The organism is Mammaliicoccus sp. H-M34 (assembly GCF_022386495.1).
In the GTDB taxonomy this organism is placed as follows: Bacteria; Bacillota; Bacilli; order Staphylococcales; family Staphylococcaceae; genus Mammaliicoccus; species Mammaliicoccus fleurettii.
This window is the reverse complement of the sequence record NZ_JAJNIK010000006.1, coordinates 16,245-29,214: the sequence shown is the minus strand read 5'-3', so window position 1 is coordinate 29,214 and position 12,970 is coordinate 16,245. Positions and strand designations below refer to the sequence as shown.

Sequence of the window (12,970 nt, the reverse complement as noted above, 5' to 3'; positions counted from 1 at the left end):
ATTGGGGTGGTAAGTTGAAGAATAAATTTATATCAACAGAATTGTTAATTATACTCACTGTATTAATTCTGTTGTCGAACATTTACTATATTTTCTTTGAAAAAATAGGATTATTACTTGTCGTAGTAATGGGGATTATTTTTATTTATGTAGGTTATTTATATTTTCATAAATTACGAGGATTAATTATATTTTGGATTGGCGCTATATTATTAATTTATGCCTTACTTTCTAATCCATATATGCTTGCCATTTTATTTTTATCACTCATTTTTTTAGTAGTAAGATATATTATATATCGAAAAAAACCGCTAAAAGTGGAACATGTAGAAAATACATCCAATAAAAATATAAATGAATCATTTATAAAACAGAGATGGTTTTCACCACAAAAAACACCTCACTACATTTATAAATGGGAAGATATACAAATTCAACAAGCAATTGGAGATATAGAATTAGATTTATCATTAGCTGCTAATTTATCCGAGAATAATGTAATTGTTGTAAGACAATATATTGGTAAGACACAAATAATTGTACCTTATAATTATCATGTGAATGTCCATATAACAGCATTATTCAGCAGGTTGTATATGAATGATCAAGTTTATAGAGTAAGAAATGAGACTGTGCATTACGAAGAAAACAGTCATAAAAATACTTTTAAAGTTAATATTTTCTTCTCAACATTTATGGGTGATGTTGAGGTGATATTCCGATGAATAACTACACTAGAATAATTGGGTCAATGCTCATTCTTATATATACAATTGTCGGTATATTATTTTTCTTAGATCGTATATTTATTAATATCATATATTTTCAAGGTATATTTTACACACAAATTTTAGGTGTACCTGCATTTTTATTTATAAATATAGTTGTCATCCTGTTATGTATTATTATAGGTTCAGCTGTAGCTTATAAAATTAATCAGCAACACCATTGGATAAAAGAACAAATAGAAAGATCAATACAAGGTGAAATTTTAGGCGTGAATAATCATGAAATAGATTTACACCAAGAAACATTGGAAATTTACCACACTTTGATACCACTTCATGAAGAGCTTTATACTTTGAGATTGAAGTCACAAAAGATTATAAATGAATCGTATCAAATGCAAGACTCAGTCGTAAAAAAAATTATAGAAGATGAAAGACAACGATTAGCAAGAGAGTTACATGATTCAGTGAGTCAGCAATTATTTGCTGCTAGTATGATGCTTTCTGCTATTAAATCTTCAAATCTTGATGAACCACTTTCTAAACAAGTTGATTTATTAGAAAAAATGATACAAGATTCTCAATTAGAGATGAGAGCCTTATTATTACACTTAAGACCATTAGGACTTAAAAATAAATCATTAGGTGAAGGAATAAAAGATTTAGTAATAGACTTAAAACAAAAAATCCCTATGAAAGTTGTCTATGACATAGAAGATATAGATATTGCAAAAGGTACAGAAGACCATCTTTTCAGAATTACACAAGAAGCAATTTCAAATACATTGCGTCATTCTAAGGGTTCAAAAGTCTCAATCGAGTTAATTGAAACGAGTGATTATGTTATATTACGTATACAAGATGACGGAATAGGATTTGATACGTCGAATAGAGATTCACAAAGTTATGGTCTAAATACAATGAACGAACGCGCATTAGAAATTGGAGCAACTCTAAATATTATTTCAATGCCTAAATCGGGAACACGTATTGAAGTTAAGGTACCAAATAATAAGGAGGAACAGTATGACAATTAAAGTATTATTCGTAGATGATCATGAGATGGTTCGTATAGGTATTTCCAGTTATTTATCTACTCAAGAAGATATATCAGTCATAGGGGAAGCTGCTTCTGGTAGAGAAGGCATTGAAAAAGCCGAACAACTCGAACCCGATGTTATTTTAATGGATTTAGTAATGGATGATATGAATGGTATTGAAGCTACAGAACATATAAAGAAAAACCAACCAAGAGTTAAAATTGTTATGCTAACTAGTTTCATTGAAGATAGTGAAGTGTACCAAGCTTTAGATGCAGGTGTAGATAGTTATATATTAAAGACAACTTCTGCAGATGACATTGCAAATGCAATACGTAAAACATACAACAAAGAATCAGTATTTGAACCAGAAGTTTTAGTGAAAATGCGTAATAGAATGAACCAAAAAGCAGAATTATTTGAAATGCTTACTGAGCGTGAAATGGAAATCTTACTATTAATTGCAAAAGGGTATTCAAATCAAGAAATAGCAAGTGCATCTCATATTACAATTAAAACAGTAAAAACACATGTAAGTAATATACTTAGTAAGTTAGAAGTTCAAGATAGAACCCAAGCTGTTATTTATGCATTTCAACATAACTTAATATCATAGGAAAAAGAGGCTGAGACAAATATACTATATATTTAAAAGAGCAGAAATTCATTGTTAAAATTGAATTTCTGCTCTTTTTCTTGTATAAGCTTTTACACTTCTTTTGACTTGTGTGAGCATGGGTATCCATAGTTACACATCTTTCGACTTGTGTGAGCATGGCTATCCATAGTTACACATCTTTCGACTTGTGTGAGCATGGCTATCTATAGTTACACATCTTTTGACTTGTGTGAACATGGGTATCCATAGTTACACATCTTTTGACTTGTGTAAGCATGAGTATCCATATTTAGACATCTCCTGACTTGTGTGAATATGGGTATCTATAGTTACACTTCTTTTAACTTGTGTGAATATGGGTATTCATAGTTACACTTCTTTTAACTTGTGTGTGCATGGGTATCCATATTTACACATCTTTTAACTTGTGTGAGCAAGGGCATCCTATAAGAAAAGAGGCTGAGACAAATTAAATTGTCTCAGCCTCTTTGCATTATTTTGTAAATTCATATCCATTTTGAATGACTTCTAAATCACCATTGTGTGGATCAATCACGAATCCATGAATTGGAACGGATTGATCAAATAATGGATGGTTATAAACTTTTTGAATATTAGATTGTACGTTTTGTGTGACATCATCAAAGCCTCTTAAGAACTGTTGAATATCAATGCCAGAATGTTCTATCGTATTCAATGTATTATCAGTAACACCACGACTTTTCATAGTATCAATTACTGAATCAACATCTAAATTACCCATTCCACAATCTTTATGACCCATTATTATGATTTCTTCAGCACCAAGTGCATAAATTGCAACTAACAAACTACGCATTGTTGACCCATATGGATGTGAAATTGTAGCTCCTGCATTTTTAACAACTTTCACATCACCATTTTTAAATCCTAATGCACGAGTAGATAGTTCTGTTAATCGAGTATCCATGCAAGTTAATAATACTGCTTTAGCGTTTGGTTTCTTTGTTGTAATAAAATTTTTGTATTCTTGGTTGGATACAAAAGTTTTGTTAAATTCTAATATATCATTCAATAGAGGCATTAGTCATTTCACCATTTTCTGTTAAGTTATTAAATGCTTGTTCTTCCGGTGACCCGTTCTTAAGCATTTTCTTTTGATGTAATACAGCATTAATTTCTGCACCTATAATTACGATTAATCCTGTTAGGAATAACCAAAGCATAAGTACGATAATACCACCGATACTACCGTATGTTTTAGAATAGTTCGCAAAGTTATTTACATATAATCCGAAAAGTGCACTTGAACCAAGCCACACAATTGTAGTGAAAGCTGCTCCAGGAATTACGGATAATACTTTAATTTTAATGTTAGGTGCTAACGCATAAAGTGTAACAAATACGATAAACGTAACTATTAGTGGTAGCACAACTTTTATTAAGCTAAAGACCCAACGTAGTTCAGATTCTAATCCTAAAGGTCCAAATAATAAATTACCTATTTGTTGACCGAAGATAGGTAATGCAATAGCAATACCAAAGACTACCACCATGATAACTGTGAAGAATACGCTCATGATTTTTAGAACAACTGCATTTCTACCATCTTCAACATCATATGCAACATTGAATGCATTCATCAAGGCAGTCATACCATTTGAGGCTGACCATAATGCTGCAATTAAACCAAATGAGAATAGTCCGCCACTCGCATTACTCATGACGTCATCAATTATTCCAGTTATAAGTGAAGCTGTATCTCCTGGTGCATTATCTGAAATCATTTTTGTGATAGTGTCAGGATCAACTTGGAATATTGGAATTAACGTCAAAATAAAAATAAGAGTAGGGAATAATGCAAGTAAGAAATAATAAGATAGTTGTGCTGCTAATCCAGTAGCATTATCTTTACCTATTCTATAAATTAATGTAGATAATATATTTCCATCTTTAGTGAACTTTGCTGGTTTATTAATTTTAGATACGAAAAATATTTGGTTATCCTTCTTAGCTGTTTTCGATTCAAATCTCTGTGGTGGAATATAATTTTCTTTTTTTATAGATTTCTTTTGTTCATCTTTAAAGTTTTTAGCTTGTTCTAAAAACTTTGAACTTGATTTATCATTTCCCATAAGAATTCTCCTAATTTAATATAATGTTAAAAAAGACTAGGTTATTTGAATAAGCCTAGTCTTTACTATAAATTATGAATGATTTGGACCTGAGATTTGTCTTTCGTTCTTTTTCTCAATGAATGTATCTTTTGCATCCATAATTGATTGTTCTAATTCTGGATTTTTACGACGAATTTCTTCTATAACGTCTTTCCAATATAGAACTTCATCTTTAATTTGATTTACTTTAGAAGGTTCTTTAGAGCTTTTACCTTCTTTAACGTTTTGAACTTGGTTAGATAATGATTGGCGTGTATTCTTATCAGCTAATGCGATAATTGCACCAATAGTACCACCTATTAAAATAGCAGGAACTAATTTGTTTTGCATAATGTTTTTCCCCTTTCATATATATAACTTTAAAATTAACATTGACCTACATATCATATCATAAATATTTATTGATTTAGAGAATATAGGCACTAATACATTAAAATTATCACTAATCCTATTCATTCCCATAATTTCAAAGATGTAAACACAATTGTAAATTATAATAAAGCATTAGACAATAACTTTTCAAAAGGCATAATATCTAAGTTTCTGCCGATTTTAATTTTGAAATGTCCAGCTCGCGTCCATAAAGTGATTTCACCGCTTAAATCGAGCAATTTACCAGCGTTCTCAGTAGACCACATGAGTATGATGTTATAAGGTATAGAGTATGTTTCAATTTTTTTACCTGTAATACCTTGTATATCACGTATGATGATTCGTTTATTAGTAAATACAGCTGTGTCTCTAAACGTTTTGAATGCACTATATGCTTGTTCACCATCAACAAGATATTGACTTATATTATCAGGTACAGCAACTTGTTCGAATAGAGTCCATGAAAGGATATCTTGTACTGCCATAATAAATCACTCCTAATGTAACGATTTGTATATATTGTATAAAAGTTTCATATTAATTGTAAAGCGAATATACTAGTTTGGTAGTTTTAATTGTAAGTACTTTTTGCTAAACTTAAATTTGAAAGGATGATAAAAAGATGACTGAATCAATTGAACAAATGGTAGATGATATAAAAGGCAAGTTAAGGCTCGTTAATACAAGCGTATTAAATAAAGATACGATTCCTGAAGAAAAGAAAGATGAATTAAAGGAAATACATACTATGGTCATGTCTAGAAAAAACATTTCAGCTAGTGAAATGACTGCAATTACTCAAGCATTAGGCGACCTTAGAAAATAATCAAAGGGTGGTAATACAAATGGGATTTGAAAAGCAATTGCAAAAATATGCAGAACTATTAGTAAAAGTCGGGTTGAATGTTCAGGAGAAAGAACCTGTATATATTCAAGCTTCAATCGATGCAAGTGAGTTTGTTCACTTAGTTGTTGAAGAAGCATATAAAGTAGGGGCATTAGACGTTAAAGTAAAATATAAAGACGATAGAATTTCACAATTGAAATATCAATATGAGTCAGAAGAATTTTTCGAAGACGTTAAACAATATGATATAGATGAAAAAATGGATTATTTAAATAGAAAAGCAGCATTTTTATCTATTATTTCATCAAGTCCTGATAGCTTAAAAGAAGCAGATCCTAAAAAGATAAGTAAAGCGATGGCTGCTAATGGAAAAGCCTTTAAAGATTATATGGTAGCAGTGCAAAGTGACCATATGAGTTGGTGTGTTGCATCATACCCATCAGTAGGTTGGGCGAAAATGATGTTCCCAGAATTAGATGATCAAGAAGCGGTGAATAAACTTCTAGAAACAATTTTAAAAACTGTTCGAGTTGATCAAGAAGATCCTGTTAAAGCATGGGAAGAACATGATCGTTTATTACATGAAAAAGCAAATTACTTAAATCAAAAGAAATATAAATCACTACACTTCAAATCTGAAGGTACTGATTTAACGATTGACTTACCAACTGGACAATATTGGTCTGGTGCAAGTTCAATAAATTCTAAAGGTAATAGCTTTGTTGCTAATATGCCTACAGAAGAAGTATTTACTGCCCCACATAAAAATGGTGTTAATGGGACTGTAAGCAATACCTTACCATTAAGTTATTCTGGTAATATAATTGATGACTTTACATTAACTTTTAAAAATGGCGAAGTTGTAGATTATAAAGCTGGAGTAGGTGAAGAAATTTTAAAAAGTATTCTAGAGACTGATGAAGGTGCTAAAAGATTAGGTGAAGTAGCCCTTGTACCTGTAGATTCACCAATATCAAATATGAATACTTTATTCTATAATACGTTGTTTGATGAAAATGCATCTTGCCATATTGCATTAGGTTCTGCATATGCATTTTGTATTGAAGGCGGTAAAGAAATGTCAGCAAAAGAGTTAGCAGAAAATGGACTAAATGACTCTACAACACATGTTGACTTCATGATAGGAAGTAAATCGTTATCTATAGATGGCGTATTAGAAAATGGTGTAAAAGAGCCAGTATTTAGAGATGGTAATTGGGCATTTTAATATATAGCCATTTAAGATTACATCATGTATAATATAGATAAATAAGGTCATTATAGTTAGTCATTCAAAGGAGGGGATATCATGAGTACACCAATGGAATGGAGTGTTATGATTGCATTTGTGTTCGCAATATTTACATTTGGCGGAGCATTAATGATGTATCTAGTTGTTACATTCGATAGTAAAGAATCTGTACGAATTGATACTGCTGAAGAAGCACTAGAAAAGAAAGTTTTTGATGATGAGGAACATTATCATTAAAATAAGTGTTGGTGAGGCTGGGACAAATTAATTGTCTCAGCCTTTAATCATTATTATGAGTAAATAAGTAAACAACAAGTGGGGTTATTAAAATGGAAGAAAAAAAAGCAATGAAAAAATCAAGAAGTGTTAAATCAATACAAATTTTTCCAGAAGATACAAATCATCATAATACAATGTTTGGTGGTAAATTAATGGCTGAAATTGATGAAATAGCTGCTATAGCTGCGATGAGACATAGTGGGAACTCAGTTGTTACAGCTTCTACAGATTCAGTTGATTTTTTACAACCAATTAGAACAGGTGAAGTACTTTCGTTAGTGTCATTTGTTACACACGCTGGAACATCTTCAATGGAAATATGTGTGAAAGTAATCAGTGAAGATAACATAAATCATAAAAAACATTTAGCAGCTTATAGCTTTTTAACATTTGTAGCTTTAGATAAAGACGGTAAAAAAGCAAAAGTACCTGCTATTTATCCCGAATCAGAAGATGAGAAATGGTTTTATGAAAGTGCAAAAGAAAGAGTTAAATTACGTCATGAAAGAAGACATGAAAGTAAGAAAACGTTAGACTTTATGTCAACGAAGTTATATATATAATATAGAACATAAAAAACGCTCAATCTGTTGAAAAACTTTACAGATTGAGCGTTTTTTATGAAGTGATTTACACTTTCAATAATGGTTATTGATTCATTCTTAATTCATTTGCTTTAAAGTCTACATCCTTATAATACATATCTTTTACAAGTAAGTTAGGACCAAGGCATCTTACTTTAGGGCAATGGCAATTTAAAGATTTTGCTAAAGATGAATTCATCCATGTTTGATAAACATCTTCTAGCTTATCTTGCTTAATATTTGCGATTGAACCTGTTTCATCTCCGAAATCTGTAACGATTACGTCACCTGAAAATACATTAACGTTTAGACGGCTTCTTCCATCTGGATCATTTCTTAAACTAACATTTTTTGCATCTTTTAATCTAGATAATAAATTTTGATCTGATTCATTCATAAAGCAAGGATAGAAAGGTAACGTACCAAATAACATCCATGTATCTTCATTTCTAAAATCAAGTATTTCATGAATCGTTTCTTTCATCTCATCTAAACTCATAATATTTAATTGACTAGCAAAGTCTGATGGATACATTGGATGAATTTCATGTCTACTACATTTCATGTCGTGAACAATCTCGTTATGAATTTTATGTAAATATGGTTTTGTACTTTTATTTAACATCGTCTCAGCAGATACAAACATACCTTGCTCTGACAAAGTAGCTGAGTTTTGAATCATTTGTTCATAAAGTTTATATCTTGCTTTTAAAGGTGGTTTTTTATCCATAACGTGGAATCCAACTTCACTGAATTCATCAATTGTTCCCCAGTTATGAGAAATATGCATAACGTCTATATATTCAGCAATTTCTAAATAACGATCTAACGGTAAAGTTAAGTTAGAGTTCATTTGCGTATATATACCTCTTTTATGAGCATATTTCAAAAGTGGTACAACGGTTTCTCTTATTGATTTTTTACTAAACATTGGCTCTCCGCCAGTTATAGAAATTGTCTTTAAATGAGGTACTTCATCTAATCTTTTTAAAATAAGTTCCATTGGTAAAGTATCTGGATCTCGTAATTGTAAAGTATATCCAACAGCACAGTGAGCACATCTCATATTGCATAGTGTTGTTGTAGTAAATTCTATATTGCTTAATTGCAATGAACCATGTTGATCTATATCATTGTAAGCTTCCCATGGATCATTTTGAATTGAGATAGGACTTTTTAAGTCGTATATCATGCTATATCCTTCTTTCTGAATTTTTTCCTATCTATGAGCGTACCACTTGTGAATAGATTTTCCAATACTGTTTTATGATTGTTTTTATACTTGTAATCATTCATAATAAAATTATTAAAAATAAAAGGAGTATTTAAATGAGTAAAAAAACATCACTCAATGAAATTAAACAAAGATTATCTGAATTTTTAGATGAGATGGAAGCAATGAACCCAGAAGATATGGAAGTGTCTGACGTTGATGAATGGATTGCTTTATTAGACGAACTAGAGAAAAAAGTACAATCTATGCATGATTAAATGCTGACTAGTGATTCCTTTTTTTTAAAAAAAGGTATTTAAAATGATGAGTTGTATATAAAACATACGTTTAAAACTTTTCATAAGTGGTATACAAGTATTAGAATCATTATGAAAGGAAGAGATTGATATTATGAGTAAGAAAATAGCAGCAGTCGTAACTGACTTATTTGAAGATGTTGAATTAACGAGTCCACAAAAAGCATTAACAGACGCTGGACATGAAGTAGTCATTATTGGTGAAGAAAAAGGAAAAGAAATCACTGGTAAAAAAGGCGAAAAAGTTAAAGTAGACTTAGGTATAGATGAAGTAAATGCTGCAGATTATGATGCAGTCTTAATTCCTGGCGGTTTCTCGCCAGACTTATTACGTGGAGATGAACAAGGTCGTTTTGGTGAATTTGTTAAACATTTCGTACAAAATGAAAAACCATCATTCGCAATTTGCCACGGACCTCAATTATTAATAGATACTGATTTATTAGAAGGAAAAACTGTAACAAGTTTCTTATCAGTTCGTAAAGATCTACAAAATGCAGGTGCTAAAGTCGTTGACGAATCTGTAGTCGTTGACAAAGGCATCGTCACAAGTCGAACTCCAGATGACTTAGAAGACTTTAACCGCGAATCACTTGCATTGCTACAATAGATGCTTTTGATTGCCACTCACCTTTATGGTGGGTGGTTTTTTTGTATTTCATATTATATATTTTTTTTATAATATGAAAAGGAGTACGAATTATGGAGATAATTAAAGATGAAAAATATTTAAAATCAATAATAGGACGTGCTGAATTAAGCGACAATTTATTTAACAAAGTACAAAATAAATCTAGTGGAAATGATGGTGAAAGATATTTTAACGCTATTTTGAAATGTATGGAGCATATCGTTTATATAAATGATTTTCAATTTACATTAAATAACCAAGTACAAATTGATATGCTAGTTATTGATGATCGAGCAATATATTTATTCGAAATCAAAAACTATAAAGGCATTTATTACTTGGAAGATACCTTCTTTAAAAATAATTATGGTAATTCTATCACATCACCATTAATTCAAATCGAAAGAGCAAAGAATGAATTTCATAACCTGTGTAAATATCTCGAGATAGATAGACCCATTATATCTAAACTAGTATTTACGAACCCTTACTTCAACTTCAAAAATCCAACCCCTTATAAAGAAAGAATCATCTTACCCTCGGAATTAGGCATTATAAATCAAATTTTTTCAAATCAAAATCCTGAAGAAAATATAAAAATAAAACAAAAGCTATTAGCAGAAAGAATTAGTTTTGATAATCAATACTATAAAAGCAATACATTACCATTTAAAAACATAAAGCCTGGAATTAAATGTCCAAAATGTAACCATATGTTTACAGTAAAGATAAAACATAAAAGACAAAAATGTACTTGTATGTATTGCGAATCAATAATGGATAAAAAATTTGTATACGAATATAACTTGAAAGAATTATGGTATTTAAAACAAGACAGTTTCACAATTTCAGAAGCAATTTGGTGGTTAGGAGGGGGAAATGACAAGACTATCAGAAGGTTATGTGATCAAATATTTTCCTACATTGGTAAGAGAAATAAAAATTACTTTCTTGATTAAAAATAGCTGAAAATAAGGGACAAAATTCTGAGAAATGTCCGTAAGAGGTGCTGTAAGGGACAAAATTCTGAGAAATGTCCGTAAGAAGTGTTATCTCTATGCACCACAATTCGGAATTCTGCCACTAAAGCCAAACCTTAGCCTCATACAAAAAAGTGCGGTTCACGTCACATGTGAACCGCACTGCTTTATTTAGAAGAATCTTCTTATGATTGTTTTAAGAGGTGGCATTTTTTCGAGTCTGTTTTCTTCCATTGCTGTTCTTATTTCAAATTTTGCATATCCTTTAGCTTCATCCCATATGATTTTACCTGGGAGTGGAGCAGCGTCTGGATCTACTTTTACATTTATAACAACTGGTTTATTTGCATGTTTAGCTTTCTCTAACGTTGGTGCTAAATCTTCTACAGCTGCCACGTTATAACCAATACCACCACAGCTGTCTGCGAATTTAGCGAAATCAATATCACCTAAATCGATTGCATATTCTAGTTCGCCAGCTGATTGTTGTTCATATTTTATGAATGATAATTCTTGGTTATTAAGTACAACTACAATAATTGGTAGTTTATAGTTAACAGCTGTAACGAAGTCTTGCATGACCATTGCAAAACCACCATCACCAGCTATAGCAATTGCTTGTTTATCTGGGTATGCTATTTTACTTGCGATAACACCAGGTAAGGCACATCCCATTGTTCCTAGCCATGATGATGTAATGAATTGATGATTATGACCTAATTGTAAATATCTTGTACTCCATACTGTAGAAGTTCCGACATCAACAGAAAATACAGTGTCATCATTAGAGATTTTTTCAATCTCTGACATTAATAGTTCTGGTCTTATTGGTAAACTCTTATTATTACGATCTTCATCTAACCATTTATTCCAACTCTGCATATTTTGCTGACAGGCTTTAAGGAATTTACGGTCATCAACTTTATTACTTGCTAGAGTTAATGCTGCTAAGACATTTTTTGTATCTCCTATTAAGCCTACATCTACATTAAATCTGTTACCGATATTATTTTTGTTGATATCGATTTGAATACAAGGGATATCTTTGTCTGGTAAATAATCTACATATGGATAATTCGTTCCGACTAGTATTAAGAGATCTGCATCTTTTGAAGCTTCAAAGGCTGGTTTAGTACCAATTTTACCTAAGTTCCCCATGAAGTTAGGGTGCTTATCAGGAATAATACCTTTTGCTGGTAATGTTATAAGTCCTGGTGCATCTATATGATCTATAAATTCTAATAGTTCATTTTTAGCATTTTTTGCACCGGCACCAGTTAACACAACTGGTTTTTTACTATTGTTAATTAATTCTGCTGCTTTAGAGATATCTTCATCTTTAGCAAAAGTTACTGCATTTTCAAATCTATATTTTTCTCTTGGTACGTTATCTTCAATTTTTTCGCCTAAAATATCACTTGGAATAGTTAATACTGCTACACCTTTTTTAGCGTAAGCTGTCTTGATTGCTTCATCCACAATTTCGTGAACATTTTCAGCAGAGTCTAATTGTTTATTATAAACTGCTACATCTTCAAAAAGAGCTGTTAGATTAACTTCTTGGAAATATTTTGTACCTAATAATTTAGAATCGGTTTGTCCAGCCAATACAAGCATAGGTACGTTGTCCATTTTTGCGTCATACATACCATTTAACATATGTATCGCTCCTGGACCTCCTATACTTAAAGCAACAGCTAATTTGCCAGTTAACTTGGCATAGCTACTTGCAGCTAATGTGGCAACCTCTTCGTGTCTAACGTCATAGAATTTAATGTTATCTTCTTCGGTTTTTAAGGCATCTACTACTTTATCTATAGAATCACCAGGAATACCATAAACATGGTCAATCTGCCAATTTTTTAAAACTTGTACAAGTGCATTATTTGCTTTAATTTTTGCCATTTAAAATTCCTCCTCATGTTTAATGTATACCCGAATAGGCTAAAAGT

16 protein-coding genes are annotated in these 12,970 nt (G+C 31.1%); 10 read left to right on the top strand and 6 right to left on the bottom strand.

All coding sequences use genetic code 11. The features are described 5' to 3' along the window. Positions 1-14: 14 nt before the first annotated feature. The 3 genes from liaF to LQ608_RS08735 are packed head-to-tail and all read left to right on the top strand — an operon-like array spanning position 15 to position 2,384. Positions 15-725, top strand: a complete 711-nt coding sequence (gene liaF, locus LQ608_RS08745; protein ID WP_239751341.1) for a cell wall-active antibiotics response protein LiaF — start codon at positions 15-17, stop codon at positions 723-725. Beyond that, on the top strand, positions 722-1,765 hold the full coding sequence (locus LQ608_RS08740) for a sensor histidine kinase (RefSeq protein WP_239751340.1): 1,044 nt from the start codon (positions 722-724) through the stop codon (positions 1,763-1,765). Before liaF ends, LQ608_RS08740 begins: the two co-directional genes overlap by 4 nt. Then, complete coding sequence (locus LQ608_RS08735; protein WP_078358502.1) at positions 1,755-2,384, top strand: response regulator transcription factor; 630 nt, start codon at positions 1,755-1,757, stop codon at positions 2,382-2,384. The genes LQ608_RS08740 and LQ608_RS08735 overlap by 11 nt, the downstream gene beginning before the upstream one ends. Before the next feature lie 496 nt (positions 2,385-2,880). On the opposite strand, the gene LQ608_RS08730 is transcribed toward LQ608_RS08735, so the two are convergent. The 4 genes from LQ608_RS08730 to LQ608_RS08715 all read right to left on the bottom strand — a co-directional run bounded on the left by LQ608_RS08730 (position 2,881) and on the right by LQ608_RS08715 (position 5,400). Beyond that, positions 2,881-3,450 (bottom strand): beta-class carbonic anhydrase, encoded by a 570-nt coding sequence (locus tag LQ608_RS08730; RefSeq protein ID WP_107509732.1) that lies wholly within the window; start codon positions 3,448-3,450, stop codon positions 2,881-2,883. Continuing rightward, entirely contained in the window at positions 3,434-4,501 is a 1,068-nt protein-coding gene (locus LQ608_RS08725; protein ID WP_078358504.1) for a YihY/virulence factor BrkB family protein, read from the bottom strand. Before LQ608_RS08725 ends, LQ608_RS08730 begins: the two co-directional genes overlap by 17 nt. A gap of 72 nt (positions 4,502-4,573) precedes the next feature. Next, positions 4,574-4,873 (bottom strand): YtxH domain-containing protein, encoded by a 300-nt coding sequence (locus LQ608_RS08720; RefSeq protein ID WP_078358505.1) that lies wholly within the window; start codon positions 4,871-4,873, stop codon positions 4,574-4,576. 161 nt (positions 4,874-5,034) lie between these two features. Continuing rightward, a complete protein-coding gene (locus LQ608_RS08715) occupies positions 5,035-5,400 on the bottom strand; it encodes a PH domain-containing protein (RefSeq protein ID WP_078358506.1) in 366 nt (121 codons plus the stop codon). Between the two features lie 137 nt (positions 5,401-5,537). Between LQ608_RS08715 and LQ608_RS08710 the strand changes: the two genes are divergently transcribed. From LQ608_RS08710 to LQ608_RS08695, 4 genes are all read left to right on the top strand, one after another. Continuing rightward, a complete protein-coding gene (locus tag LQ608_RS08710) occupies positions 5,538-5,741 on the top strand; it encodes a DUF1128 family protein (protein WP_078358507.1) in 204 nt (67 codons plus the stop codon). A 19-nt stretch (positions 5,742-5,760) separates the two neighbouring features. After that, positions 5,761-6,990 carry an aminopeptidase gene (locus LQ608_RS08705; protein WP_239751338.1) on the top strand — a complete coding sequence of 410 codons (1,230 nt, stop codon included), beginning with the start codon at positions 5,761-5,763 and terminating at the stop codon, positions 6,988-6,990. Positions 6,991-7,071: 81 nt separating this feature from the next. Continuing rightward, positions 7,072-7,251: a hypothetical protein gene (locus tag LQ608_RS08700; RefSeq protein WP_078358509.1), complete on the top strand. Its 180-nt coding sequence runs from the start codon at positions 7,072-7,074 to the stop codon at positions 7,249-7,251. 92 nt (positions 7,252-7,343) lie between these two features. Next, entirely contained in the window at positions 7,344-7,856 is a 513-nt protein-coding gene (locus LQ608_RS08695) for an acyl-CoA thioesterase (protein WP_239751336.1), read from the top strand. A gap of 85 nt (positions 7,857-7,941) precedes the next feature. On the opposite strand, the gene yfkAB is transcribed toward LQ608_RS08695, so the two are convergent. Continuing rightward, entirely contained in the window at positions 7,942-9,069 is a 1,128-nt protein-coding gene (gene yfkAB, locus LQ608_RS08690) for a radical SAM/CxCxxxxC motif protein YfkAB (RefSeq protein ID WP_078358510.1), read from the bottom strand. Between the two features lie 137 nt (positions 9,070-9,206). On the opposite strand from yfkAB, the gene LQ608_RS08685 reads away from it, so the two are divergent. From LQ608_RS08685 to LQ608_RS08675, 3 genes are all read left to right on the top strand, one after another. Further along, entirely contained in the window at positions 9,207-9,368 is a 162-nt protein-coding gene (locus LQ608_RS08685) for an SE1561 family protein (protein WP_088369017.1), read from the top strand. 133 nt (positions 9,369-9,501) lie between these two features. Further along, a complete protein-coding gene (locus LQ608_RS08680; RefSeq protein WP_239751333.1) occupies positions 9,502-10,017 on the top strand; it encodes a type 1 glutamine amidotransferase domain-containing protein in 516 nt (171 codons plus the stop codon). Positions 10,018-10,109: 92 nt separating this feature from the next. Continuing rightward, a complete protein-coding gene (locus LQ608_RS08675; RefSeq protein WP_239751331.1) occupies positions 10,110-10,997 on the top strand; it encodes a nuclease-related domain-containing protein in 888 nt (295 codons plus the stop codon). Positions 10,998-11,189: 192 nt separating this feature from the next. Here the strand turns inward: LQ608_RS08675 and LQ608_RS08670 are convergent, their stop codons facing one another. Further along, a complete protein-coding gene (locus LQ608_RS08670; protein ID WP_239751328.1) occupies positions 11,190-12,923 on the bottom strand; it encodes a pyruvate oxidase in 1,734 nt (577 codons plus the stop codon). Positions 12,924-12,970: the final 47 nt, after the last annotated feature.